Source organism: Streptomyces sp. NPDC059851, assembly GCF_042732005.1.
Lineage (GTDB): Bacteria > Actinomycetota > Actinomycetes > Streptomycetales > Streptomycetaceae > Streptomyces.
Genome location: NZ_JBHWJJ010000065.1, coordinates 15,327 through 41,492 on the forward strand (window position 1 = coordinate 15,327; position 26,166 = coordinate 41,492).

The 26,166-nt window shown below is 73.1% G+C and carries 18 protein-coding genes and 1 riboswitch; of the genes, 4 read left to right on the plus strand and 14 right to left on the minus strand.

What is annotated here, in order from left to right:
- Positions 1 to 369: 369 nt before the first annotated feature.
- The 7 genes from ACFV7Q_RS21940 to ACFV7Q_RS21970 form a co-directional block, all read right to left on the minus strand.
- Entirely contained in the window at positions 370 to 1,311 is a 942-nt protein-coding gene (locus tag ACFV7Q_RS21940; protein WP_385430735.1) for an exopolyphosphatase, read from the minus strand.
- Positions 1,308 to 1,868 (minus strand): DUF501 domain-containing protein, encoded by a 561-nt coding sequence (locus ACFV7Q_RS21945; protein WP_385430736.1) that lies wholly within the window; start codon positions 1,866 to 1,868, stop codon positions 1,308 to 1,310. The genes ACFV7Q_RS21940 and ACFV7Q_RS21945 overlap by 4 nt, the downstream gene beginning before the upstream one ends.
- Positions 1,869 to 1,948: 80 nt before the next feature.
- Positions 1,949 to 2,437, minus strand: coding sequence for a septum formation initiator family protein (locus tag ACFV7Q_RS21950; RefSeq protein WP_385430738.1), 489 nt, complete (start codon positions 2,435 to 2,437; stop codon positions 1,949 to 1,951).
- Between the two features lie 162 nt (positions 2,438 to 2,599).
- Positions 2,600 to 3,886, minus strand: coding sequence for a phosphopyruvate hydratase (gene eno, locus ACFV7Q_RS21955; protein ID WP_385430740.1), 1,287 nt, complete (start codon positions 3,884 to 3,886; stop codon positions 2,600 to 2,602).
- A gap of 307 nt (positions 3,887 to 4,193) precedes the next feature.
- The gene (locus ACFV7Q_RS21960) at positions 4,194 to 4,907 is read right to left on the minus strand and encodes a transglycosylase family protein (RefSeq protein ID WP_385430742.1); all 714 of its coding nucleotides are present in this window, start codon (positions 4,905 to 4,907) and stop codon (positions 4,194 to 4,196) included.
- Positions 4,908 to 4,909: 2 nt separating this feature from the next.
- A riboswitch (cyclic di-AMP (ydaO/yuaA leader) is annotated at positions 4,910 to 5,081 on the minus strand.
- A gap of 275 nt (positions 5,082 to 5,356) precedes the next feature.
- A complete protein-coding gene (locus ACFV7Q_RS21965) occupies positions 5,357 to 6,421 on the minus strand; it encodes a transglycosylase family protein (protein WP_385430743.1) in 1,065 nt (354 codons plus the stop codon).
- A 102-nt stretch (positions 6,422 to 6,523) separates the two neighbouring features.
- Entirely contained in the window at positions 6,524 to 7,798 is a 1,275-nt protein-coding gene (locus ACFV7Q_RS21970) for a cytochrome P450 (RefSeq protein WP_385430745.1), read from the minus strand.
- 121 nt (positions 7,799 to 7,919) lie between these two features.
- Between ACFV7Q_RS21970 and ACFV7Q_RS21975 the strand changes: the two genes are divergently transcribed.
- Positions 7,920 to 9,131 carry a globin domain-containing protein gene (locus ACFV7Q_RS21975; protein ID WP_385430768.1) on the plus strand — a complete coding sequence of 404 codons (1,212 nt, stop codon included), beginning with the start codon at positions 7,920 to 7,922 and terminating at the stop codon, positions 9,129 to 9,131.
- A 60-nt stretch (positions 9,132 to 9,191) separates the two neighbouring features.
- Here the strand turns inward: ACFV7Q_RS21975 and ACFV7Q_RS21980 are convergent, their stop codons facing one another.
- Both ACFV7Q_RS21980 and ACFV7Q_RS21985 read right to left on the minus strand, forming a co-directional pair.
- On the minus strand, positions 9,192 to 10,205 hold the full coding sequence (locus tag ACFV7Q_RS21980) for a nucleoside triphosphate pyrophosphohydrolase (RefSeq protein WP_385430746.1): 1,014 nt from the start codon (positions 10,203 to 10,205) through the stop codon (positions 9,192 to 9,194).
- 56 nt (positions 10,206 to 10,261) lie between these two features.
- Positions 10,262 to 10,888 (minus strand): SurA N-terminal domain-containing protein, encoded by a 627-nt coding sequence (locus tag ACFV7Q_RS21985; RefSeq protein ID WP_385430748.1) that lies wholly within the window; start codon positions 10,886 to 10,888, stop codon positions 10,262 to 10,264.
- A 215-nt stretch (positions 10,889 to 11,103) separates the two neighbouring features.
- On the opposite strand from ACFV7Q_RS21985, the gene ACFV7Q_RS21990 reads away from it, so the two are divergent.
- Positions 11,104 to 13,587: a YfhO family protein gene (locus ACFV7Q_RS21990; RefSeq protein ID WP_385430749.1), complete on the plus strand. Its 2,484-nt coding sequence runs from the start codon at positions 11,104 to 11,106 to the stop codon at positions 13,585 to 13,587.
- On the opposite strand, the gene ACFV7Q_RS21995 is transcribed toward ACFV7Q_RS21990, so the two are convergent.
- The 5 genes from ACFV7Q_RS21995 to ACFV7Q_RS22015 all read right to left on the minus strand — a co-directional run bounded on the left by ACFV7Q_RS21995 (position 13,563) and on the right by ACFV7Q_RS22015 (position 23,142).
- Positions 13,563 to 15,065, minus strand: a complete 1,503-nt coding sequence (locus tag ACFV7Q_RS21995) for a protein kinase (protein WP_385430751.1) — start codon at positions 15,063 to 15,065, stop codon at positions 13,563 to 13,565. The two genes, ACFV7Q_RS21990 and ACFV7Q_RS21995, sit on opposite strands and share 25 nt — an antisense overlap.
- Entirely contained in the window at positions 15,062 to 15,703 is a 642-nt protein-coding gene (locus tag ACFV7Q_RS22000; RefSeq protein WP_385430752.1) for a hypothetical protein, read from the minus strand. The genes ACFV7Q_RS21995 and ACFV7Q_RS22000 overlap by 4 nt, the downstream gene beginning before the upstream one ends.
- A gap of 249 nt (positions 15,704 to 15,952) precedes the next feature.
- A complete protein-coding gene (gene mfd, locus ACFV7Q_RS22005) occupies positions 15,953 to 19,486 on the minus strand; it encodes a transcription-repair coupling factor (RefSeq protein ID WP_385430754.1) in 3,534 nt (1,177 codons plus the stop codon).
- A 276-nt stretch (positions 19,487 to 19,762) separates the two neighbouring features.
- Positions 19,763 to 22,357: an ABC transporter permease gene (locus ACFV7Q_RS22010; RefSeq protein WP_385430756.1), complete on the minus strand. Its 2,595-nt coding sequence runs from the start codon at positions 22,355 to 22,357 to the stop codon at positions 19,763 to 19,765.
- The gene (locus ACFV7Q_RS22015; protein WP_385430757.1) at positions 22,354 to 23,142 is read right to left on the minus strand and encodes an ABC transporter ATP-binding protein; all 789 of its coding nucleotides are present in this window, start codon (positions 23,140 to 23,142) and stop codon (positions 22,354 to 22,356) included. Before ACFV7Q_RS22015 ends, ACFV7Q_RS22010 begins: the two co-directional genes overlap by 4 nt.
- A gap of 334 nt (positions 23,143 to 23,476) precedes the next feature.
- On the opposite strand from ACFV7Q_RS22015, the gene ACFV7Q_RS22020 reads away from it, so the two are divergent.
- Both ACFV7Q_RS22020 and ACFV7Q_RS22025 read left to right on the plus strand, forming a co-directional pair.
- Positions 23,477 to 25,204, plus strand: coding sequence for an MFS transporter (locus ACFV7Q_RS22020; protein ID WP_385430759.1), 1,728 nt, complete (start codon positions 23,477 to 23,479; stop codon positions 25,202 to 25,204).
- An 83-nt stretch (positions 25,205 to 25,287) separates the two neighbouring features.
- Complete coding sequence (locus ACFV7Q_RS22025) at positions 25,288 to 26,109, plus strand: hypothetical protein (RefSeq protein ID WP_385430761.1); 822 nt, start codon at positions 25,288 to 25,290, stop codon at positions 26,107 to 26,109.
- Positions 26,110 to 26,166: the final 57 nt, after the last annotated feature.

Below are 26,166 nucleotides of genomic sequence, written 5' to 3' on the forward strand. Positions count from 1 at the left end.
TGAACTGGCCTCCAGGCCCGTGGGCGGAGTAGACCACCGGGTTCGTGGATACGCACCGGCCACGCGTGCCGCGTTCCTCGGTTCACACGAACGTGCACACAAAAGGGACCCGCGGCTCCTGCAAACCCCCCGAAGAACCCTCCACTTGACCCGACAGGGCCAATTTCCTTGTGAAGAACTTCACGAACTTTCTTCGGAGAGAGGGCCCTAAGACCCTCATAAAGGCCCCTCCGGCCCCTTGAGCCCCTTACATTCCTCTGCCCGGTACGCCGGCCACGCGGCGATCGGCGACCGGCCCGACGACCCCCCGCTCCCTCTGGACCCAGCGGAAAAGCGGAGCGCCCCCGGGACGGGGGCGCTCCTGCGGGGTCAGGCGATCGACCAGGCGATGCCGTCCAGGATGTCGTGTTCCGAGACGACGACCTCCGTGGCGCCGATGCGCTCCATGACCGCCAGGAGGACCAGGGCCCCGGCGCCGATCACGTCGACCCGGCCCGGGTGCATGACCGGGATGGCGGCCCGCTCGGCGTGGGTCGTGGTCAGCATCCGCTCGGTGATCTCCCGGACCGTCCCGTACGGGATGCGGGCGTGGTGGATCTCGGAGGAGAGGTACTCCGGCAGTCCGAGGGCGATCCCGGCGACCGTGGTCACCGAGCCGGCCAGACCCACCAGGGTGCGGGCCTCGCGCAGCGGGACCGTCTCCTCGGCCAGGTCCAGCGCCGCCTCGACGTCGGCCCGTATGGCGGCGACCTGCTCCGCGGTCGGCGGGTCGGTGACCGTGCCGTCGACCACCAGGTGGCGCTCGGTCATCCGTACGCAGCCCACGTCGACGGAGCGGGCCACCCGGACGTGCTCCTCGCCGACGACGAACTCGGTGGATCCGCCGCCGATGTCCACGACCAGGAACGGCTTGTCCATGTGGTCCGTGCCGGCGAGTTCCTTGGTGGCGCCGGTGAAGGAGAACTCCGCCTCCTGGTCGCCGGAGATCACCTCGGGCTCGACGCCCAGGATCTCCACGACCCCGCGGACGAAGTCCTCGCGGTTCTCGGCGTCGCGGGAGGCCGAGGTCGCCACGAAGCGCAGCCGCTCGGCACCGAGGTCCTTGATCACCTGGGCGTACTCGCGGCAGGCCGCGAAGGTGCGCTCCAGGGCCTCGGGGGCCAGCCGGCCGGTCTTGTCCACGCCCTGGCCGAGCCGGACGATCGTCATCCGCCGGTCCAGCTCCACCAGCTCGCCGGTGGCAGGGTCACAGTCCGCCACCAGCAGGCGGATGGAGTTGGTACCGCAGTCGATGCCGGCGACCCGGGTCACGCCTGCGACTCCTTCTGCTCCGCGTCCGCGGCCTTCCCGCCGCCGCACGGGGTGACGCACGGGCCCTTCGCCCACCACTCCGGCAGCATGGCGAGGGCCTCGTCGCCGAACGGGTTCACCCCGGGGCCCGCGGCCAGCGAGTGGCCGACGAGCACGTGCAGGCACTTCACCCGGTCCGGCATCCCGCCGGCGCTCGGGAAGCCCTGGAGCACCTCGATGGCGTCGCGGCGCCGGATGTAGTCCTCGTGCGCGGCCCGGTAGGCGGCGGCGAGCTCGGGGTCCTCGGCGAGGCGGGCCTGCATCTCCTTCATCACGCCGTTGGCCTCCAGCGTGCCGATCGCGGAGGCCGCGCGCGGGCAGGTGAGGTAGTACAGCGTGGGGAAGGGCGTGCCGTCGGGCAGCCGCGGCGCGGTCTCCACCACGTCGGGCCGGCCGCAGGGGCAGCGGTGGGCGATGGCCCGCAGCCCGCGCGGCGGGCGTCCGAGCTGCTGCTCGAACGCCTCGATGTCCGCGTCGGTCGGCTCGGTCCGGTCGGTCTGGGGCGGGGGCGTCTGCATGCCTGGAGGGAGTCTCTTCGTTCTCGTCGTTCTCGGGAATGGGTCGTGCTGCTGGTGCTGCTGCCGGCCGGTGGTGGCCGTCAGTCGCCGGGGCGGTCGGCCTTGTCCACGCCGTCCCAGACGTTCGAGTACCAGGGGCGGTCGGCCCCCGCCTGTCCGGTGCGCCGGTGCTCCGCCGCCTCGGCCGCCGGGTCGTTCATGATGTAGCTGATCTCGCCCGGGCGCACGAAGTGCAGGTGTTTGCGGGCCTGCTGCTCCGCATACGCGTCGTCCTGCCAGCGGGCCTTCTCGTCGCGCAGCCGTTCGAGGCGTTTGCCGGCGGCCGCGGCCGCCCGCTGCTGCTCGGCGATCTCCGAGCGCTGGGAGACGTACTGGCGCATCGGGTACGCCAGGGCGACGACCAGCGTACAGAGGACCAGCGCCAGGAGGGCGGCCCGCCCGGTCAGCCGGCTGCGGCGGACCTGGCGGCGGCTCTGGGAGCGGTACACGTGGGCGGCGGTCCGCTCGCCGAGCTGCTTGAGCCTGGTTGCGGTGGAGAAGGTGGAGAACCGATCGCGGTTCCCGGCCATTGGTCCGCCTCCCCTGGTTGTCCGCGCGCCGACGCGCGCCCTCGGCCTTCACACTGCTCATTGCGCACTGCTCACCGCTCAGTTCGCACTACGCGCTACGCACTACGTCCCCGCACACGGTACGGGACCGGGTGCGGGGACGTACGGAGGCTCAGGGGCCCGTCAGCCCTTGAAGCGCGGGAACGCGGAGCGGCCCGCGTACACCGCGGCGTCGTCGAGGATCTCCTCGATGCGCAGCAGCTGGTTGTACTTGGCGACGCGCTCGGAGCGGGCCGGGGCGCCGGTCTTGATCTGGCCGCAGTTGGTGGCGACGGCGAGGTCGGCGATGGTGACGTCCTCGGTCTCACCGGAGCGGTGCGACATCATGCACTTGAAGCCGTTGCGCTGGGCGAGCTCGACGGCGTCGAGGGTCTCGGTCAGCGAGCCGATCTGGTTGACCTTGACGAGCAGGGCGTTGGCGGTGCCCTCCTCGATGCCGCGGGCGAGGCGCTCGGGGTTGGTGACGAAGAGGTCGTCGCCGACGAGCTGGACCTTGGCGCCGAGCTTCTCGGTGATGGTCTTCCAGCCGGCCCAGTCGTCCTCGAACAGCGGGTCCTCGATGGAGACGAGCGGGTACGCCGAGACGAGCTCCGCGTAGTAGTCGGTCATCTCGGCGGCGGAGCGGGCCTGGCCCTCGAAGTGGTACTTGCCGTCCTTGTAGAACTCGGAGGCGGCGACGTCGAGCGCGAGGGCGATGTCCTTGCCGGGGGTGTAGCCGGCCTGCTTGATGGCTTCGAGGATGAGGTCGAGGGCCTCGCGGTTGGAGCCCAGGTTCGGGGCGAAGCCGCCCTCGTCGCCGAGGCCGGTGGACAGGCCCTTGCCCTTCAGCACGGACTTGAGGGTGTGGTAGACCTCGGTGCCCCAGCGCAGGGCCTCGGAGAAGGACTCGGCGCCGATCGGCGCGATCATGAACTCCTGGATGTCCACGTTGGAGTCGGCGTGCGAGCCGCCGTTCAGGATGTTCATCATCGGAACGGGCAGCAGGTGCGCGTTCGGGCCGCCGAGGTAGCGGAACAGCGGGAGGTCGGAGGCCTCGGACGCGGCGTGCGCGACGGCGAGGGAGACGCCGAGGATGGCGTTGGCGCCGAGCGAGCCCTTGTTGTCGGTGGCGTCCAGGTCGAACATGGCCTGGTCGATCAGGCGCTGCTCGGTGGCGTCGTAGCCGACGAGCTCCGGGCCGATCTGCTCGATGACCGCGAGGACGGCCTTCTCCACGCCCTTGCCCATGTAGCGGTTGGGGTCGCCGTCGCGGAGCTCGATGGCCTCGAAGGCACCGGTGGAGGCGCCGGACGGAACGGCAGCACGGCCGGTGCTGCCGTCGTCGAGGCCCACCTCGACCTCGACCGTGGGGTTGCCTCGGGAGTCCAGGATTTCCCGGGCTACGACGACGTCGATGGACGGCACGAGCATCTCCTTCTGGGATGTGACGCTGGGTGTGCGGTGGCGTGTCGGGCCGAGGGACCGGCCCTGCCGCCTAGAGCCTAACCGCAGCCGGGGGGTCGGCCCGCCGACCGCCCGGGTCCTGGGACGAAAAAGGGCCCGAATACCCCGCTTCCGGGACATACGGACCTCGATGGGCCTGCCTCCGACCGCTGTCGGGGGCGCACGCGCCACCGCCCGGCGCGTGGGGGGATACGCGCCGGGCGGTGGGGTTCACACGTGCGGTGACCGTTCGCTTCAGTCCGCGCGGTTGCGCACGCGGGGCTTAGCGGGATGTTCAGCCGAGCTTCAGCTTCTGGCCCGGGAAGATCAGGTCGGCGTCGGAGACGATGTCCTTGTTGAGCTCGAAGAGCTTCTCCCAGCCGCCCTTGACGTTGTTGGCGTCGGCGATGGAGCCGAGCGTGTCGCCGGCCTTGACCTCGTAGGAGCCGTTGCCGGTCTTCGGGGCGGGGGCCTCGGAACGCTCGGACCGGGTCGTGGGGGCCCCGGCGGTGCGCGGGGTCTCCTTCTTGGTCTCGGTCTTCTTCGGCTGGGTCTTCTTGGTCTCGGTCTTCGGGGTCGACTTGGTGGTGGTGCTGTTGGTGGTGGTCGAACCGCCGCCGGTGTAGGCGGAGTTGGACAGACCCTTGCCGCAGTGCGGCCAGGCGCCCTTGCCCTGGCCCTTGAGGACCTTCTCCGCGATGGCTATCTGCTGCGCCTTGGAGGCCTGGTGGGCCTGCGGGGCGTACGCCTTGCCGCCGTACCCGGCCCAGGTGGAGGCCGAGAACTGCAGGCCGCCGTAGTAGCCGTTGCCGGTGTTGATGGACCAGTTGCCGCCGGACTCGCACTGGGCGACGCGGTCCCACTCCGAGGCCGTGGCGGCGGAGGCGGTGCCCGCGGTCATCAGGGGCGCGGCCACGGCGACACCGGCGACGCCGGCGAGCGTCACGATGCGGGTGGTCCGCTCGATGGCGGTGGCGCGACGGTGCTTGCCCTTGCCCGAAAGCAGCATGGAGTTCTCCTCACCGACGCCTGCGAGGTGAGCTGTCGGGTTCGGGCAGATGAGTTGCCCGGCCGCGCGGTGTGTCGCGCGGCTTCACCCCAAGCCGGTGCGTGACCGTCTTTCAACGGCCTTTGCCGGCGCCTTCGTTGGTTCCCCCGCTCCTGCCTTCGGCGCTTGACGCGACGAGTGTTCCCTCCGTCCGCCGGCAGGATTCGGCGATGCGGTCGAAGGGGCCCGCGGTGGCGAGCGGTTCAGACCGTAGACATGTCCCTCCCCGATGTTCAACGAGGAACACCGGGGAGGGAAGGCCCCTACTTGCGCTGCTTTTCATGGTGTTTGCGCAGGTGGGGGCGGGGTTTGCCCGAGCTTGCGGGCGGGACACGCCAGTTGACCGGAAGAGACGCATGTCTCATTTGAACGAACCGGACATCCAGCACCTTCCGGGCGCCCGAACTGCCCTATTTCTTCTTTAGATCCAGATTCTGGCCGGGCTTGATCAGGTTGGCGTCACCGCCGATGACCTGCTCGTTGGCCTCGTACAGCGCGCCCCAGCCCCCCGTGACGCCGTTGGCGTCCGCGATGGTCGCCAGGCTGTCGCCCTCCTTGACGGTGTACGAGGCCGGCGACGCCTCGACGGCGGGCGCACCGCGGTGCTTGCCGGTGCCCAGGGTGCTCGGGACGGCGCCCGGGTCGGTGGAGGCGCCGGGTGCCTCCGGCGTGCCCGGCGCCGCAGGGGCGGAGGAGTTGACCGGGGCGGTGGGATCGCCGCCCGGGGTGGGGGCCCCCGGCGTGCCGGGCGCGGAGCCGTCCGGGTTGCCCGGGGTGGCGCCCGGGGCGCCCGGGGTCCCGGGGGTGCCCGGCGGGGTCGGGGTGGGGGTGACCGGGTTCGCGGTCGGGTCTCCGGGGAACACCGGCGGCAGCGTCGGGGCCGTGGTCGTACCGTCCGGAGCGGGCATGACGGGCAGTCCGCTGGAGGGGCCGGTCGGAGCGGGCGGCAGCGTGTAGTTCGGCGCGGGGGTCGGGGCGCCGTAGTCCGTGGCCCGGTTGCCGGAGCCGGTCGAGGGCACCGCCTCGTCCGGGCGGCTCTGGGACTGGCCGACGGCCCGGTACTGGCCCTTCGCACCGGGGTCCACGTCCGCGGCGGGCGCGTCCTTGGTCAGGCCGGCCTGGGCCGCGCAGTTCTGCCAGGCCTCGGGGCCCTGGGAGCCGAGCACGCGCTCGGCGACGGCGATCTGCTGGGACCGGCTCGCCAGGTCGGCCCGGTCGGCGAACTCCTCGCCGCCCGCGTTCTTCCACTCCTCCTGGGTGAACTGGAGCCCGCCGTAGGCGCCGCTTCCGGTGTTGGCGCTCCAGGTTCCGCCGCTCTCGCACTCGGCGACCTTGTCCCAGGTGGCGGCTTCTGCCGCGCTCGCACCAGTGGCCGCGAGCAGCGGCATGGCCAGTGCGGAGCCGGTGACCCCGGCGGTGACGACAATCGCGGGTACCTGGCGGGGGCGTCTGTGGCGGCCGTTCCCGGAACGCATGTGCAGCACCTTTCGCATAACGGCTGGGTAACGGCAGAACCTAGCGGCCTTCGAACGATTGTCACAAGTTGAGCAAGAACCTGACTTTCCCTCAGGAAGAAATCAGATGTTTCGGGGTGTGAATCGGACAGGAAGGGTGCGCAGGCCACGCATGATCAGACCGCCCCGCCATCGAAGGTCAGTTGACGGAACAGCCAGTTCCAGATCCGGCAGACGCGTCAGCAAAGTCGCAAGCGCCGTCTGTCCCTCAAGTCGCGCGAGCGGGGCGCCCAGGCAGTAGTGGATCCCGTGCCCGTACCCCAGGTGCTGGTTGTCGACGCGGGAGAGGTCCAGGGTGTCCGGCTCGGCGAACCGCGCGGGGTCCCGGTCGGCGGCGGCGAGCACGACGAGCACAGGGTCACCGACGGCGATGTCCTGCCCCCCGAGGGTCAGCGGCCGGGTGGCGAACCGCCAAGTGGCCAGCTCCACGGGACCGTCGTAGCGGAGCAGTTCCTCGACCCCGGTCTGGAGCAGGTCGCGCTCGCCGGCGGCGAGGGACTCCTGGAGGCGGGCGCGCTGGCCGGGGTTCATGAAGAGGGAGTGGATCCCGTTGCCGATGAGGTTCACCGTGGTCTCGAAACCCGCGAACAGGAGGATGAAGGCCATGGCGGTGGCCTCGGCCTCCGTCAGGTGGTCCCCGTGGTCGCTCGCCCGGATCAGATCGGAGATGAGGTCATTGCCCAGGTCATCCCTTTTACGGTGGATGAGTTCCCCGAGATAGGTCCGCATCTGCTTCACGGAACGGGCCACTCCGCCCCGCGGACCGCCGCCGTGCCGGATCATCATCCCCGCCCAGTCACGGAAATCGTCCTGGTCCTCGCGCGGTACGCCGAGCATCTCGCAAATGGCGTAAATGGGCAGCGGGAAGGCGAACTCGTGGATGAGATCCGCCTCACCCCGCCCGGCGAAGGCGTCGATGAGTTGATCGGTCAGCTCCTGCACCCGGGGTGTGAACTCCGCCACCCTGCGCGGCGTGAACGCCTTCGACACCAGGCGCCGCAGCCGGGTGTGGTCCGGCGGGTCGATGTTCAGCAGATGCGTCATCAGCTCCGCCTTGCGCTCCCCCGGGATCCCGGTCTTGCCCTTGGCGTGCGCCGGCTCCGCGTGGTGCGCCGGGTTCTTGCTGAGCCGCTGGTCGGCGAGGGCCTGACGGGCGTCGGCGTACCGCGTCACCAGCCAGGCCTCCACCCCGCTGGGCAGCCTCGTGCGGTGCACCGGGGAGTGCTCGCGCAGCCAGGCGTACGCGGGATAGGGGTCGGTCGCGAACTCCCAGTCGAACAGGGTCGGGCCCTGGGCGGGAGCGGGGTCTTCGGGGGCTGCGGAGGTCGGCTCGTGCACCCGTCGACGGTATCCCGACCGCCGGACGCCGCCCCATATGGGGCGTTCGCCGCGGCTGTCCGCAGATCGGCCGACGCTTGACGCCGCCTCGCCGGCCGTTCCTACTGTCGGACCTGTGGATGTGAGGATCTTGAAGAGCAGCTTCGCGGTGGTGGAGAGACGGGCCGAGCACGCCGTGAAGTACTTCTACTCCCACCTCTTCTGGCACAACCCCGCGATCCGTGAGCTCTTCCCGTCCGCCTCCCACGACATGCAGCGCCAACGCGACCGGCTCTTCGCCGCCCTGACCCACGTCATCGCGCACCTCGAACACGAGAGCCTGCGCGGCTACCTCCACGACCTCGGCCGCGACCACCGCAAGTTCCTCACCCGCCCCGAGCACTACGCGGCCGTCGGCGCCAGCCTGCTCGCCGCGCTCGCCGAGACCTCCGGGGCGGCCTGGACCCCGAGCGTGGAGAAGGCCTGGGCCGAGGCCTACCAGGTGGTCGCCGACGCGATGACCGCGGGCGCCGCCACCGGCGAGGACCGGCCCTGGTGGAACGCCGAGATCGTGCGCCACCTCACCTACGGCACCGACGTAGGGGTGCTGACCCTCCGCCCCGAAGCCCCCTTCCCCTACCGGCCCGGCCAGTACGCGAGCGTGTCCAGCGAGCGCGTCCCGCGGACCTGGCGCGCGTACTCCATCGGCAACGCCCCGCGCCCCGACGGCACCCTCGACCTGCACGTCAGCCGGATCGAGCAGGGCCGGCTCAGCACCGCCCTGGTCCGCGAGGCGGCCCCCGGCGAGATGCTGCGGCTCGGCTCGGCCGGCGGGGAACTGACCTTCCGCCGCGCCGACCGCCCGGTCAGCCTGATCGCCGCCGGGACCGGCTGGGCACCGGTCCGGGCCCTCCTGGAGGAGCTCGCCGCGCATCCCCCCGAGCAGGACGTACGGCTCTTCGTCGTCGCCCGGGACGCCGCGCACCTCTACGACCGCCCGCTCATCGAGGCGTACGCCGCCGCCTTCCGCTGGCTCGGCGTCACCTACATCACTCCCGCGCCCGGCCGGCACCGCAACGAGGCCACCGCCCGGCTGGCGACCGCACTGGGCCACCGCGGGCTCTGGCCTGACCAGGACGTCTACCTCAGCGGCCCGCCCGTGTTCGTCGACGAGACCGTGCAACTGCTGCGGAGTCTCGGCGTCCGCCCCGGCCGCATCTTCCACGACACGCTGCCCGCCGCCGGCGCCGGCCACGGCCCGGCCGGACGTCCGCTGGGCTTCGGCGAGTGGTTCCTGCACCGCCCCGCCCCGCACTGGCTGGACCCGTCGCGGCGCGCACCGCGCAACGCCTGACCCCTCTGCCCGGCCCCGGCGGCAGCCGCCGCGGCAGGCCCCGGCGGCGGCCGCCGGTGGCTACGCGCCGACGCCCTCCGCGGCGCGGATCGCGTCCCGGTAGGTGCGGGCCGCCGCGCGGAGCGCCGTCTCGGGGTCGATGCCCGCCGCCTCGGCCCGCGCCGCCATCCGCAGCAGCTCGTACCCGATCCCCTCGCCGTCCGGCAGCTCCACCGCCACGCCGCCCGCCCGGACCCGGCCCGCCAGCTTGGCCGCGAGGGCCAGGCCCGGCTGACCCAGCGGGACCCCGTCGGTGACCGACTCCCGCTGCTTCTCCGCCGCCTTGGTGCGCTGCCAGTGCGCACCGCTGTCCTCCGCGGTCCGCGCTTCGGCGTCGCCGAAGACGTGCGGGTGCCGGTGGATCAGCTTCTCGACGAGGCTGCCGGCCACGTCGTCCACGGAGAACGGCTCGTCCGGGTGCTCCTCGGCGATCCGCGCGTGGAAGACCACCTGGAGCAGGACGTCGCCGAGCTCCTCGCGCAGCTCCTGCCGGTCCCCGTCCTCGATGGCCTCGACCAGCTCGTACGCCTCCTCCATCGCGTACTTCACCAGGCCCTCGTGGGTCTGGCGCGAGGTCCACGGGCACTCCCTGCGGACCCGGTCCATCACCTGGACCAGGTCGAGCAGCCGCGCGCCGGGCAGGTCGTACGAGCCGGGCAGCAACTCCAGGTCGGGCATCGCGACCCGGCCGGAGCCGGCCAGCCGGGCCAGGCCGTCGGTGAGCCGGCGGTCGCCCTCGCCTGCCGGGATCAGCACGACCGTGCGCCCGCCGGCGCAGGCCTCGACCAGGTTCTGCGCGTCCGGGCTGTCGATGGCGACGTCGACGCCCGCCTCCCGCAGGTACGGCAGCTGCGGGTGCTCCGGGTCGGTGCACAGCACCTGGTCCGCGGCGTGCAGGGTCTGCCAGGCCGGCCAGGACAGCAGGCCGGGGGCGACCCGGTGGCTGGCGGTGAGCAGGACGATCCGGCCGGCGGCGGTCTCGTCGGCCGGCGCGTCGGCCGGATCGGGGGCGGGTTCGGCGGCGTGGGGGTTCACCCTTCGAACCTACCTCGCTCCCGCGGCCCCCCGCCGGGGGCCCCGGCCCCCGGGGCTCAAGCTCCGGCGGGGGGCTGCCCGGGCCGGGTCCGCTGGGTGATCCAGGGGGTGACCTGGTCGCCGATGACGATCTGCTGCGCGTCCCAGGCCCCGTAGCGCGGGTTCACCTGGATGTGCAGGGCCTTCGCGGCCGCGCCGAGTTGCTCCAGGGCCTTCTCCTCGCTGCCGTAGTGGGCGAAGAGCCGGTCCCGCAGCAGCCTGAAGCGGAGGTCCGCGTCCAGCTGGCCGGGGGCCAGTTGGGCCTGCTCCAGGGCGGAGGCCTCCAGCCTCTCGGCGCTGCCCGCCTTCTGGAGCTGGCCGTCCCGGAACTCCTCCAGCTCCCGCTGGCTGACGCTGATGCCCGCGTCCTTCGCGGCGCGCTCCAGGACGGCCGTCTGGAGCATCCTGTTGAGCTTGACCCGCTCCAGGCCCGGCGTGGACTGGATGAGCCCGGCCGCGGCCTCGCCGGCCCGGTTCTGCGCGGCGCGGACGTCGTTCACCTGGGCCTGGAGCGCTGAGGTGGTGATCCGTTCGCCGCCGACGACGGCCGCTGTTCCGGGGCGTGCCTCGCCCGAGCAGGCGGACAGCAGGGGGGTCGCCGCGAGCAGGGCGGCGGATACGGAGAGCGCAGTGCGACGGTGCAAAGGAGCCTCCAGGGCCGGGAGATTGTGCGTCGGTGCACAAAGGCCGTGCGGTGATCGATGGTATGCAGTCCGGGTGGCCCGAGCCACTGGTTCGACCAACGATTCCCGGGGTGTCGCGGTACGCGCGTGGTGTCCGGGGTTGGTGTCCAGGGTTGGTGTCCGGGCCATCCTGCGGCCACCCCGGGGTCCCCCGCGGATGGCAGGGTCGGCCCACCATGTCGACACCGCTCCGCCCGCCGCTCCGCCCACAGCTCCGGCCGCCGGTCCGGTCCCGGCCGGGATCCGCGCGCCGCTCCCCGCGCCGACCGAGCCTGGCGGGCTCGGCGCTCGCCGCCCTGCTGACGACGGTGGCCGTCTGCGCCGGGGACGCGGCCGCCCGCGTCTTCCCGTACGGGCACCGCCACCGCAGCGTCAACGACCTCGGCAACCAGTTCGTCCCCTTCCACGCCCACCTGTGGGACCTGCTGCACGGGCGGGCCCGCGGCGGGCTGCTGCTCAACTGGCAGTCCGGCTACGGCACGAGCTTCCTGCCCGACTTCGGCACCTACCTGGCCAGCCCGTTCGCCCCGCTCGTCGCCCTGTTCCCGCGGCAGGACATCGACCTCGCGGTGTACGCCGTCACCGTCTCGAAGACGGCGGCCGCCGCGGCCGCGATGGCCTGGCTGCTGCGCACGCAGGCCCGCGGCCCGTGGTGGGCGGCGGGCCTGCTGGGGGCCTCGTACGCACTGTGCGGCTGGTCGGTGGTCGAAGCCGCGTACAACCCGATGTGGCTGGACGGGCTGATCGCGTTCCCGCTGCTGTGCCTGACCGGCGAATGGGCGCTGCGAGGGCGCCGGTTCACCGCCGCGGTGCTCGTGGCCGCGGTGTGCTGGACGGCGAACTTCTACACCGCCTACATGGCCACCCTGGGGGCCGCACTGGTGCTCCTGGTGCGGGTGGTGCTCACGCGTCCGGGGGTGCGGGAGCGGCTGTCCGTGGTGGGCCGGGCGGCGGCGGCCACCGTGCTGGGCGTCGCCGTGTCCGCCCCGGTGCTGGTGCCGCTCTTCCTGAGCTCGCGCCAGGCCTACCCCGGCTGGAGCCGGCAGTTCCGGCCGGTGCCGTGGGCGGACGTCTTCGCCCGCCTGCTGCCCGGCACCTATTCGTTCTCCTCCCCCGCGCTGTTCATCGGGACGGGCACGCTGCTGCTGGTGGCCGCCCTGCCGTTCCACCGGGAAGTGCCGCTGCGCTCCCGGCTGTGGTGGACGGGGCTGGCCGCTGCGGTGCTGCTCTCGTTCCAGTGGATGCCGACGCACCTGGCCTGGCACGTTTTCGCCACCCCGAACGGCAGCCCGTACCGGCAGACCTTCGTGCTCGCGGGGATCGCCGTGATCGCAGCCTGGGCGGCCCTCGCGGGCGGGCTGCCGGGGCTGCGGGCGCTCACGGCGGGTGCGGGGGTGCTGGGCGCGGCGGCCCTCGCAGCCACCGGCAGCCCGCTGGCCACGGGCTGGGGGCTCGCACTGTTCTGCTGCGGGCTGGCCCTGGCCGCGGCGGCCTGGTGGCTCCTGCGGCCCGCACTCGCCGGCCCGAACCCGCCCGGCCCGGCGTCCCCGCCCGGCCGGCCGTTGCCATCCGCGCGGCGTCGGCTCGCCTGGCCGGCGGTGGCCGTGCTGGCCGCCGTCCTGGCCGGGCAGGCCGCGGCGACCACGGCGTTCGGCCACCGGGGCAAACTCGGCGGCCTCGACGACTACCCCTCCTGGGGCCGCGTCCACACCGCGCGGGCCGCCGCCCTGGCGGCGGCCGGCGGCTGGCCCGCGTACCGCACCGACCCGAGCCGGCCGGCCCTGTCGGGCAACGACCCGCTGCTGCTGGGCGGGGAGGGCGGCGCCTACTACAGCAGCCACACCCCGGACGTGTTCACCCGCACCATGGCGGCCCTCGGCGCCGGCTGGACCTCACGGGGCCGCAACGTACAGAGCATCGACAACCCGGTGACCGACGCCCTGTTCGCGGTCGGCGCCCGGCTCCGGCCGGACGGCACGGTCGCCCGCACCGCGGCGCTCCCGCTGGTCACGCTCCGCCCGCCCGGCCCCGCCCCCGCCTACGGGGAGTCGCCCTTCACCAACCAGGAACTCCTCCTGGGCGCCCGGGTGTACGAGGACCCGGTCGCACCGGGCGTGTGCCGCGCGGGCACCGAGGCCTTCCTGTGGGCCCCCGAGTACAACGCGACGGCCCGCCTCGCCGACGGGCCCGCCTTCCGTCTGAACGGCAACCCGCCGCGCAACCGGGCGGCCCTCCAGCCCCTCGGCCCCTCGCACGGCGGCTCCTCCGCGCTGGTCTTCGACGCCCCGGCGCCACCCCGCTGGACGCTGTCCTGCCTGGACCGCGGACGGCTGGACGCGGCCGTGGCCGGGCTGCGGGCGCGGGCCGCCGAATCGGTGCGGGTCGGGCCGGCGGGCGTCCGCGCCAGCCTGCCCGCCGGTTCCAGGGGCACGGCGGTGCTGGCCGCACCCGCGATCGCCGGTTGGACCTGCAACGGCCGCCCGGCAGAAGCCCACCTGGGCCTCGTCGCCGTGCCCGTGGCCGCCGGAACCGCCGCCGTGGACTGCAGGTTCCGGCCGCCGGGCCTGCTACCGGGAGCGGCGGCCGCCGCGGCCGCCCTGCTGGTGGTGGCCGGCCTGGCGGTGCGGCGGTGGCGTCAGCGGACCCGGCCCAGCCACTGAAGGGTGCGGCGGACCTCGGCGGAGAACGGGTGCCCGGGACCGTGCACCCGCTCCGCGTCGAACAGCAACCGGGCCAGGGTGTCGTGGGCGGCCGGCCGGTCGCCCATCGACAGCAGCAGGTGCGCTATCCGGCGGCGGACCTCCAGCGGCAGACCCGGGTCCGGGTTCGCGTAGTGGTTCTCGAACAGCGGCAGCAACGATCGGTACTCCGCCAGCGCCGCGGCCGGCTCCCCGAGCTGCTCCAGGCACTGGGCGGCGTCGTAGCGGAACCGCAGGGCCTGGGCGTCGCCGGCCGGGAAATCCTCGGCGAGGCGGCGCAGTTCGGGCAGGGCCCGCCGGTACTGGCCGTCGTCCATGAGTGTGGCCGCGTACTGCTTGCGCAGGCTCCGGACCACCGGCGAGTGCTCGCCGTGCTCGGCGGCCGCCGCCGGCAGGATCCCACCGAGGATGTCCACGGCCTGGGTCAGGCGGCCCTGGTCGAGGAGGCTGCGGGCCTCGTCGACGGCCGCCGGGATGTCCGGCCGGGCCGGCGGCGCGGTCGGCTGCGGCGGGATCGCCGCGGCCCGGTCCGGCCAGGGGGCGTGCGGGCGCAGGAAGGGGCGGGTGGGGTCCAGGGTCGCGGCCGGGGTGCCCTGCTGCGGCAGCAGCGGCGCGAGGGCCTCGTACACCTGCTGCGCGGACGCGGGCCGGTCCTGCGGGTCCTTGGCCAGCAGGTGCAGCAGGACCGCCTCCAGCTGGTGCGGGACCTCCGGGCGGGTGCGGCGCACCGGGGCCGGCGGCTCGTACAGGTGCCGGTGCAGCACGCCGAGAGCGGTGGACCCGGCGAACGGAACGTTCCCGCTGAGGAGTTCGTACAGCAGGACGCCCAGGGCGTACAGGTCGGTGTACGGGCCCACCGCGCCGCCCATCGCCTGCTCGGGCGCCATGTACGCGGGGCTACCGATCGGGGTGCCGGTGCTGGTGAGGCGGGTGGTGTCGGTGTCCATCACCGAGGCGACACCGAGGTCGAGGACCAGGACGGTGCCGTCGGGACGGACCATCACGTTGCGCGGCTTGAGGTCGCGGTGCACGATCGGCACCGCGTGCACGGCGGACAGCACCCCGCACAGCTGCGCGACGACGGCCACGGCCCACTGCCACGGGTAGGGGTCGCGGGCGGCGAGGTGGTCGGCCAGGTTGTCACCCTCGACGTACCCCATCACGAGGAACAGCTCGTCGCCGTCGCTGCCCGCGTCGTGGACCGTGACCAGGCCCGGGTGGTCCACCTGCGCGGTGACCCGGCACTCGCGCACGAAGCGGCGGCGCAGCTCGTCGGCGACCGAGCCGGGCCCGGCCACCTTGTCCGGGCGCAACAGCTTGACGGCGACGCGCCGGTCCAGGCGCTGGTCGTACGCCGTCCACACCTGGCCCATGCCGCCCTGGCCCAGGAGGGAAGCCAGCCGGTAGCGCTCGCCGATGATCCGGTTGTCGTCCGTCACCGGGCCGGGCCCTCACCCTCGGTACGGGGCGGGGTGGGCGGCGGGGTCTGCTTGCGCAGCAGCTCGCTCAGCTCGTCGAGTTCGGCCCGGACCTGGCCGATGCGCGGCGGCGTCACGGGGCCCGGAGCCGGCGCCTGCGGTTGCGGCTGCGGCATCGGCTGGGCCTGGAGGCGGGGCTGCATCGGCTGGGTCTGCGCCTGGGGGTAGCCGTACCCGGCCTGCGACGGCTGGGTCTGCTGCGGCGGCACGTACGGGGCGGGCTGCGCCGGGTACCAGGCGGCGGCACGGGCCGCGGCCAGGCGGTCGTAATGGCGGATGTCGGCCACGAGGAAGTAGATGCAGGTGGCGATACCGGTCAGGATGGTGCCGAAGGCGCCGGTGTTGCCCTGCCAGCCGTCGGTGTTGGGCGTGGGATCGGCGTCGATGAGCATCACCCAGGCCACGGTGAGCGCGAAGTTGACGACCAGCAGGACCCAGTCCACGGTCCGGCGGGTGAGGATCGCCAGCCGCACCATCGTGGCCCACCCGAAGAAGCCGCAGCTCAGGACAGGGATCAGGGCGAACAGCACGCGCAGTGCCACCACACCCCCGGAACTGGGCTGGGGGCCTTGCTGCGGCTGGAGGCCGGGGCCGTGCATCGCTGCTCCTGACGGACCGTGTCGACGAAGTTCAGGGTTCGAGGGTATACAGCGTTTCCAGTCGCCATCGAGGGGATACGCGCAACCGTTGCAGGCTTGCCGCACGCACCCCCGCGGCGGCGCCCGGAACCCCCGCGCTCCCGGCGCGGGCTTCGAGGACCGGGTCCGCCGACGCCGCGAAGCAGGCGGTGGCCCAACCGGAAGCAACCGTCCCCGGCCGGGCCCTCACCTGCTCACGAGCTCACGAGCTCACGAGCCGAGGACCGTGGTGAGGAACTCGCCCGTCCAGGCCAGCAGCTCCCGGCCGACCAGCGGCTTGCCGCCCACCCGCGCGGTCTTCGGCCGCGGCACCAGCACCTGCGAGGCGGCCGCCTTGACGACCGTGCCCGGGTAGAGGCGCTTGAGGCGGAGCTCCTGCGATTCGCGCAGCTCCACCGGCGAGAAGCGGATGTTGCCGCCCTGGAGGGTGATGTCCCCGACCCCGCAGGCCCGCGCCAGCATCCGCAGCCCGGCGACCAGCAGCAGGTTCTCCACCGGCTCGGGCAGCTTGCCGTAGCGGTCGGTGAGTTCCTCGCGGACGGCCTTGATGTCCTCCTCCGAGTTGGCCGACGCGATCGACCGGTAGGCCTGCAGGCGCAGCCGCTCGCCGGGTGCGTAGTCGTGCGGGACGTGTGCGTCGACCGGCAGCTCGATCTTGACCTCCAGCGGCGGCTCCTCCTCCGCCTGCCCCTCGACGGCGGCCCGGTAGTCGGCCACGGCCTCACCGACCATCCGGATGTACAGGTCGAACCCGACGCCCGCGATGTGGCCGGACTGCTCGCCGCCGAGCAGGTTTCCGGCGCCGCGGATCTCCAGGTCCTTCATCGCCACGTACATGCCCGCGCCCATCTCGGTGTGCTGGGCGATCGTCGCGAGCCGCTCGTGCGCCGTCTCGGTCAGCGGCCGCTCCGGCGGGTACAGGAAGTACGCGTACCCGCGCTCGCGGCCACGGCCGACGCGGCCGCGGAGCTGGTGCAGTTGGGAGAGGCCGAAGGTGTCGCCCCGCTCGACGATCAGGGTGTTGGCGTTGGAGATGTCGATGCCGGACTCGACGATCGTCGTCGAGACGAGCACGTCGAACTTCTTCTCCCAGAAGTCCACCACGACCTGCTCCAGGGCCTGTTCGGACATCTGGCCGTGGGCGGTCGCGATCCGCGCCTCGGGCACGATCTCGCGCAGCCGGGCCGCGGCCCGGTCGATCGACTCCACCCGGTTGTGGATGTAGAAGACCTGGCCCTCGCGCAGCAGCTCGCGCCGGATCGCCGCGCCGATCTGCTTCTCCTCGTACGGGCCGACGAAGGTGAGCACCGGGTGCCGCTCCTCCGGCGGGGTGGTGATCGTCGACATCTCGCGGATGCCGGTCACCGCCATCTCCAGGGTGCGCGGGATCGGCGTCGCGGACATCGTCAGCACGTCCACGTTGGCCCGCAGCTTCTTCAGCTGCTCCTTGTGCTCGACGCCGAAGCGCTGCTCCTCGTCGACGATGACCAGGCCCAGGTCCTTGAACTTCGTCTCCTGCGAGAAGAGGCGGTGGGTGCCGATGACCACGTCCACCGCGCCCTCCTTCAGGCCTTCCAGGGTGGCCTTGGCCTCGGTGTCGCTCTGGAACCGGGACAGCGCCTTCACGTTGACCGGGAACTGGCTGTAGCGCTCGGAGAAGGTCCCGTAGTGCTGCTGCACCAGCAGCGTCGTCGGGACGAGGACGGCGACCTGCTTGCCGTCCTGGACGGCCTTGAACGCCGCCCGCACCGCGATCTCGGTCTTCCCGTAGCCGACGTCGCCGCAGATCAGTCGGTCCATGGGGACGGACTTCTCCATGTCCTCCTTCACCTCGGCGATGGTGGTCAACTGGTCCGGGGTCTCCGCGTACGGGAAGGCGTCCTCCAGCTCCCGCTGCCAGGGGGTGTCCGCGCCGAAGGTGTGGCCGGGGGCCGCCATCCGCGCGCTGTACAGCTTGATCAGGTCGGCGGCGATCTCCTTGACCGCCTTCTTGGCGCGCGCCTTGGTCTTGGTCCAGTCGGCGCCGCCGAGCCGGTGCAGGGTGGGGGCCTCGCCGCCGACGTACTTGGTGACCTGCTCCAGCTGGTCGGTGGGGATGTACAGGCGGTCGCCGGGCTGGCCGCGCTTGGCGGGGGCGTACTCGACGAGGAGGTACTCGCGGGTGGCGCCCTGCACGGTGCGCTGCACCATCTCCAGGTAGCGGCCCACGCCGTGCTGCTCGTGGACGATGTAGTCGCCGACCTCCAGGGTCAGGGGGTCGATGGACTTGCGGCGCCGGGTCGGCATCCGGCCCAGGTCCTTGGTGGCGGTCCGCTGGCCGGTCAGGTCGGTCTCGGTGAGGACGGCCAGGCGCAGCGCCGGGTCGACGAAGCCGGTGGCCAGCGAGCCGCAGGCCACGTGGACGAGGTGCGGTTCCAGGGCGGCGAGGTCGGCCTCCAGTCGGGCCGGGAGGCCCTCCCCGCCGAGGACCTCGACGGTGCGGGCGGCCGGGCCGTGGCCCTCGGTGAGGTACACGGTGCGCCAGCCGTCGGCGAGCCAGGCCTTGGTGTCGGCGAGGGCCCGGGCGGTGTCCCCGCGGTAGGTCTCGGGAGCGTGCATGCCCAGCTTCAGCGTGTCGGCGGCGACTTCGTCGGCGTCGGCGGCGAACGGGGAGACCGACCACCACATCATGCCGAGCTCGCGGGCCCGGTCGCGGACGTCCGCGATCCCGCGCAGCGAGGCCGCGCCGACGTCGATGGGGGCGTCGCCGCCGCCGGCGGTGGCCGCCCAGGACGCCATGAGGAACTCCTGGCTGGTGGCGACCAGGTCGGCGGCCCGGGTCCGCACCCGCTCCGGGTCGCACACCACGGCCATGGACCCGGCGGGCAGGACGTCGACGAGCAGCTCCATCTCGTCGACGAGGACGGGGGCGAGGGACTCCATGCCCTCCACGGCGATCCCCTCGGCGATCTTGTTCAGGAGTTCGCCCAGCTCGGGGTGGTCCTCGGCGAGGGCGGCGGCGCGCTCGCGCACCTCCTCGGTCAGCAGCAGCTCGCGGCAGGGCGGGGCCCACAGGCCGTGCTCGGCGACCTCCAGGGACCGCTGGTCGGCGACCTTGAAGTAGCGGATCTCCTCGACCTCGTCGCCCCAGAACTCGATGCGGAGCGGGTGCTCCTCGGTGGGCGGGAACACGTCGAGGATGCCGCCGCGGACGGCGAACTCGCCGCGCTTCTCCACCAGCTCGACACGGGCGTACGCGGCTGCCGCGAGGGCTTCGGTGACCTCGCCGAGGTCGGCGCTCCCGCCCTGCCGCAGACTGACGGGCACCAGGTCGGCGAGTCCCTTGACCTGCGGCTGGAGCACGGAGCGGATCGGCGCGACCACGACAGACACCGGCCCGGCCGCCGGGTCGTCCTTGCTCGGGTGCACCAGCCGGCGCAGCACGGCCAGGCGCCGGCCCACGGTGTCGCTGCGCGGGGAGAGCCGCTCGTGGGGCAGCGTTTCCCAGGACGGGAACTCCGCCACTTCCTCGGGCGGCAGGAACGACCTCAGCGCGGCGGCCAGGTCCTCGGCTTCCCGCCCGGTGGCGGTGACCGCGAGCACGGTCCGGCCGGTACGCGCGGCCAGCGCGGCGATCGCGAAGGGCCGGGCGGCGGGCGGGCCGACGAGGTCCACGTGCATGCGGTTGCCGTCCCCGGCCGCGGTGACCGCCTCGGCGATGGCGGGGTCCCTGGTGACGGCGTCGAGCAGTCCGTGCAGGCTCATGAAGGAGGCTTTCCGTCCGGTTGAGGGGCAACGCGAAGGGCCCGACACGCGTGCGGGCCGGGGGTTCCCACCCTACGCCCGCCGCCCCGCCCGGACCTCCCGCAACGGCAACGGACGGCGGACGGCGGACGGCGCGGGCCGGCCTCCCGAAGTCCCGGCCCGCGGGCTCCCGGGATCCTCCCGGCGGGCGGGGCACGGCGCAGGCCCCGGCCACCCTTTCGGGTTGCCGGGGCCTGCGCACCCCCGTGACGACCGCCCGTGCGCCCGGGCCCGGCCCTACTCGCTGGCGATCGCGTTCAGTACGTTCATCCGCCCCGCCCGGAAGGCCGGGACCAGCGCGGCGAACAGGCCCACGAAGGCCGATCCGACGAAGACCCCGATGATCGTCGGCCACGGGACCTCCAGCACCCGCAGGCCCTGGAGGGCGAGCAGCTTCTGCGCGGCGATCCCCCAGCCCATGCCCAGGCCCAGGCCCAGCAGCGCCCCGAAGAGGGCGATGACCACCGACTCCAAGCGGATCATGCGGCGCAGCTGGCGGCGGGAGAGGCCGATGGCGCGCATCAGGCCGATCTCGCGGGTCCGCTCGACCACCGAGAGGGCCAGGGTGTTCACGACACCGAGCACCGCGACGATGATCGCGAGGGCCAGCAGCCCGTACACCATGTTCAGCAGGGTGCCGACCTGGTCCTTGAGGACCTGCTTGTAGTCGGTCTGGTTGAGGACCTTGTACTGCGGGTACGCGGCCATGCTGTCCTTGAGGGCCGTGTAGGCCGTGGCCTCCTGTCCGTCGACGGCCTTGGCCAGCAGCATGAACGGGCGGGGCATCTGCTCGGCCGGCACGTACGCCTCGACGGTGGCCGTGGCGATGTACATGACCCCCTTGTCGAGGTTGCCGTCGTCGTCGGTGACGGCGGCGACCTTCAGCTTCGCGGTGGAGCCCCCGGTGAAGGCGACCGTCAGCTCGTCACCCACCTCGACCCCGTGCTCCTCCGCGTACAGGGAGCCGACCGACATCACGCCCGGCCCGTACGCGTCCGCGTGCCGCCCCGCCTTCATCTTGCGGCGGACGTCGTCCGCGTACGACGGGTCGGTGACGCTGATGCTCTCCTCGACGGTGGAGCCGTCCGGGGCGGTCACCTTGGCGCCGACCCCCCGGTAGGCGGTGACGTGGTCCAGGCCCGCGCTGCCGCGCATCGCCTTCTCCGCCTGCGGGACCAGGGGCTGGCCGTTCTGCGACTGGACGATGTAGTCGGCGCCGACCGACTTGTCGAGCTCCTCGGTGGCGGAGGCCACCATCGACGAGCCGACCACGGACAGGCAGGCGACCAGCGCCAGGCCGATCATCAGCGCGGCGGCGGTGGCGCCCGTACGGCGCGGGTTGCGCAGCGCGTTGCGCTCGGCGAGCCGGCCCACGGATCCGAAGGGCTTCAGCACCGCCCCGGACAGCACCCGCACCACGCCTCCCGCGAGCAGCGGGCCGATCACGATGAAGCCGATGAGGGTGAGGACGACGCCGGCGGCCAGCCACAGCGAGCCGGCGGCGGCCTCGTCGGCACCCGCGGCGAGGAGCAGCCCGCCCACGCCGAGGCCGGTGAGGACCAGTCCGATCACGGCGCGTACGGCGCCGGCCTTGACGTCGCCGGGGGTGCCCGCCTCGCGCAGGGCGGCCATCGGGGAGACCTTCCCCGCACGGCGGGCCGGGACGTAGGCGGAGACGACGGTGACGACGACGCCGAGGACGAGGCCGATGACCGGGGTCGTCCACAGGACGGTCAGGTCGTCGGTGGACAGCTTCATGCCCACGCCGCCCATGATCTCCATCAACCCGACGGCCAGGCCCACGCCCGCCCCGACGCCGAGGAGGGAACCGACGACGCCCAGCAGCAGGGCCTCGAACAGGACCGACCGGTTGACCTGCTCCCGGCCGGCACCGACGGCACGCATCAGGCCGATCTCGCGGGTGCGCTGGGCGACCAGCATCGAGAAGGTGTTGAAGATGAGGAAGATGCCGACGAGGAACGCGACGGCCGCGAAGCCCAGCATCACGTACTTCATGATGTCGAGGAAGGCGCCCACGTCCTTGCGGCCGGCGTCGGCGGCCTCCTTGGCGGTCTGCAGCTTGAAGGTGTCCGCGCCGAGGGCGGCGGACAGGTTCGCCTTGAGCCGGTCGTCGCTGACGCCGTCCCCGGCGGTCACGTAGACGTTGGTGAACCGGTCGGTGCGGCCGAGGAGTTCACGCTGGGCGGTGGCGGTGTCGTAGTAGACGACGGTCGCGCCGGGGTTGGTCGCCTTGAAGGTGGCGATGCCGCTGATCCGCGCCCGGAAGTCGCCGGTGACGGTGATGGCGCGCAGCTCGTCGCCGAGCTTCAGCCCGTGCTTCTCGGCGGTGTCGGCGTCGACCATCACCTCGGTCGGACCGCGCGGCGGGTGACCGGAGGTCACCTCCATCGCCTTCAGCTCGTTGTCGTTCCAGCTCGCGGCGACCGTCGGGGCGCCGGAGGTGGGGCCGATGTTCTTGTTGTCGGCGTCCACGACGGTCACGGCCACGGACACGACGACACCCTGCGCGGACCGGACGCCCTCGACGCGGGTGACCTTCTCGACCGTGTCCGCGGGAATGGACTGTGGGCGGCCGTTGGCCGGGATCCCCTCGTCGCCCTCGGACCCGCCGCCCTTCTCCGGTTCGCGGGCGCCGACGGTGACGTCGGCGGCGGTGCTGGAGAACAGCTTGTCGAAGGTGGTGTTCATGGTGTCGGTGAACACCAGGGTGCCGCAGACGAAGGCGACGGAGAGCAGCACGGCGACCGCCGACAGCGCCATCCGCCCCTTGTGAGCGAGGAAGTTGCGCAGCGAGGTCTTCAGGACGGTCACGACGTCCGCCCCCGGGCGTCGAAGTCCTTCATCCGGTCCAGGACCTGGTCAGCGGTGGGAGCGTGCATCTCGTCCACGATCCGGCCGTCGGCGAGGAAGACGACCCGGTCCGCGTACGAGGCGGCCACCGGGTCGTGCGTGACCATGACGATCGTCTGGCCCAGCTCGTCCACCGAACGGCGCAGGAAGCCGAGGACCTCGGCGCCCGCCCGGGAGTCCAAGTTCCCGGTCGGCTCGTCGCCGAAGATGATCTGGGGGCGGGCCGCGAGGGCACGGGCGACCGCCACGCGCTGCTGCTGGCCGCCGGACAGCTGGGTCGGACGGTGCTTCAGCCGGCCCGCCAACCCGACCGTTTCCACCACGCGGTGCAGCCACTCCTGGTCGGGCTTGCGCCCGGCTATGTCCATGGGCAGCGTGATGTTCTCCAGGGCGTTCAACGTCGGCAGCAGGTTGAACGCCTGGAAGATGAACCCGATCCGGTCCCGGCGCAGCTGGGTGAGCTTCTTGTCCTTCAGGCCGGTGATCTCGGTGTCGTCCAGGAAGATCTGCCCGCTCGTCACCGTGTCGAGGCCGGCGAGGCAGTGCATCAGCGTGGACTTGCCGGACCCCGACGGGCCCATGATCGCAGTGAACTGCCCGCGCGCGATGTCCACGTCCACGGCGTCGAGGGCCACCACGCGCGTCTCGCCGGAACCGTAGGCCTTGACGACCCGACGCGCCCGGGCAGCGACGGCTGCGTGGCCTCCGCTTCCCCCGTGCCTGGTCTTGGTGATGGCCGTTGTCACGGTGATTCCCCTCGTTCGTGCGGGTGTGGGTGTGGGTGTGCGGCTGCGCGCGGGCCGCCGGTTCGAAGTGTGTGCCGCGGAGGGGGTCCGGCGCCCTGGTGCCGCTCGCCGTATCCACCGGGGGGTTAACCCCACCCCCGCTCGTATGCATCAGTTAAGGACACCGCGGAACAGCGGTCCTCCTCCGCCGGAACGAACGGCCCCCGGGCTCCCCGTGGGGAGCAACCCCTAGGGGAACTGCGCCCCTCGATGGAGGCCGGGTGAGGGATACCGCCCGGCCGCACCCCGGTGAGAAGGTGTTTCCGGCAGGTACGTGCACAGTGAAAGGATCTTGGTGGGTACGGAGGAGAGCACCGGAGAGCATCCCGGGAAGGCCCGGGAGGACAGCGGCGACGGCATACCCACCGACGGGTCCTGCGCCCACACCGGCCCGGCCGCCACGGACACCGCGCAGGACGCGGGCGGCGCGGGCACGGTAGGCGGCGCAGCAGGCGGCACGGACGGCGCGAAGAGCACGGGCGCCACGGATGCGGCGGGCAAGGCGGGCACCGCGGACCGGGGGCGACCGCGCACCGCCGTCGTCGCCGCCCTGATGCTCAGCATGGCCCTCGTCGCCCTCGAAAGCTCCGTCGTCGCCACCGCCGTCCCCCAGATCGTCGGCGACCTCGGCGGCTTCTCCGTCTTCTCCTGGCTCTTCGCCGGCTACCTCCTCGCCGTCACCGTCACCCTCCCCGTCTACGGCCGCCTCTCCGACACCCTCGGCCGCAAACCCGTCCTCCTCTTCGGCATCGCCGTGTTCCTCGCCGGATCCCTGCTGTGCACCCTCGCCTGGAACATGGCCGCACTCATCGCGTTCCGCATCGTCCAAGGCCTGGGCGGCGGGGCCCTCCAGAGCACCGTCCAGACCCTGGCCGCCGACCTCTACCCGCTGCGGGACCGCCCCAAGATCCAGGCCCGGATGTCCTCCGTATGGGCCGCCTCCGCCCTCGTCGGCCCCGCCCTCGGCGGGCTCCTCGCCGCCCACGCCGACTGGCGGTGGATCTTCCTCGCCACCCTCCCGCCGGCCGCCCTCGCCCTCTGGCTGATCCACCGCCACCTCGTCGAACCCGTACGGTCCCCCGGCCGCCGCGGCCCCGTCGACTGGGCGGGCGCCCTCGCCGTCTTCGCCTGCGGGGCGGTCCTCCTCTTCGTCCTCGTCCAGGGCGGCGTCGCCTGGCCCTGGCTCTCCGCCCCGTCGCTCGGCCTGCTGGCAGCCGGCGCCGCCCTCGCCGCCGCCGTCGTCGCCATCGAACGCCGGGCCGCCGCACCGATCCTGCCCGGCTGGGTGTGGCGCCGGCGCACCATCGCCGCCGTCAACCTCGCCCTGGGCGCACTCGGCCTCCTGATGGTCGCCCCCATGGTGTTCGTGCCGACGTACGCACAGGCGGTCCTCGGCCTCGACCCCGTCAGCGCCGGGCTCGTCCTGTCCGCCATGACGCTCAGCTGGCCGCTGTCCGCCGCCCTCAGCCAGCACGTCTACCGGCGCATCGGCTTCCGTGACACCGCCGCCCTCGGCATCGCGCTCGCCGCCGCCGTCCTCCTGTCCTTCACCCTGCTCCCCCAGCCCGGCCGGCCCTGGCAGCCCACGCTGGTCCTGCTGCTGCTCGGCGGCGCCCTCGGCCTCTTCCAGCTGCCGCTGATCATCGGCGTCCAGTCCACCGTGGACTGGGCGGAGCGCGGCACCACCACCGCCTCCGTCCTCTTCTGCCGCCAGGTCGGACAGAGCCTCGGAGCCGCCCTGTTCGGGGCCGTCGCCAACGCCACGCTCGGCGCCCGGCTCGCCGGTGCGGATGCCGTCCCGGGCATGCGGGGGATGCCGGGCGGCCTCGACGAGGTGTCCGAAGCCCTCGCCCGGCCGGAACTGCTGCCGCAGGCCGCCGCCGACCGGCTGCGGGAGGCCGTGGCCGCCGCCGTCGACCACGTCTTCCTCGGCGCGGCCGCCGCGGCCGCGGCGGCACTGCTGGTACTGCTGCTGGCTGCGCCGCGACGGTTCCCGGTGCTGCCGGAGCAGCGGGAGGGGTAGGACCCGCCCGCGCTTGTCATGCACCCTGTTGGCGGAGTACACCTCTGGGACCGGAGATCCGCATCACCGCTCGGGGGGACGAGATGGCTTCCGCACTGTTCGCACTGGCCTTACTGGCCGCCGTCGCCGGACCGGTCGGCTGGCGGCTCCGCCGCCGCCCCGCCCTCATCACCGGCCGCGACGGCCGCCTCTCCACCTCGACCGCCCTCGCACTCGCCTGGACGGTCATCCTCGTCTGGCTCCTGCTGACGGTCCTCGCCTACGGGCTCACCCAAGGCGGCGGCACCCGCTACTTCACCGGCGAGCCCGGCCCGCTGTCCTCCCTGACCACCGTCTACCTGCCGCTGCTCGGCGGCCCCTACGTGGCTCTGGTCGCGGCCAAGGCGGTCGTCGGGATCCGGCTGGAGAACGGCACCCTCGCCAAGCCGGCAGCCCGGCCGACGGGATCCGGGCGGCGGCCGCTGCGGGAGCTGATCGCCAACGACAGCGGCCGCACCGACCTCATCGACCTCCAGTACGTCGCGCTCAGCGTGGTCACGATGCTGTACGTCGTGCTGTTCTTCCTCTCGGACGTGAGCAGCGGGCTGCCGGACCTGCCCGGGCAGATCTGGGCGCTCACGGGGGCGCCGGCCGGCGCCTACCTGGTGAACAAGCTGGCCACCAGGCCGAACCCGGTGGTCACCGGGGTGTCGGTCGCGGGCGGGGCCGCGGTCGTCCGGGGCGGGGGCTTCGGCGCCGACGCGCGGGTGGAGGTGGACGGGGAGGTCCTGCCGACGCGCTACGAGGCGGGTCCGGAGACACTGACGGCACCGCTTCCGGAGGGTGCGGCGGGCGCCTTCACGGTGGTCGTGGTGGCGCGGGGGCTGCGAAGCGATCCCTACGCCTACGCGCCGGCGGTGGCCTGAGCGGGGGCTTCGGGGGTCTCGGGGGGTGTGGGGTGGGGGGGTGGGGCCCGGGGCGGC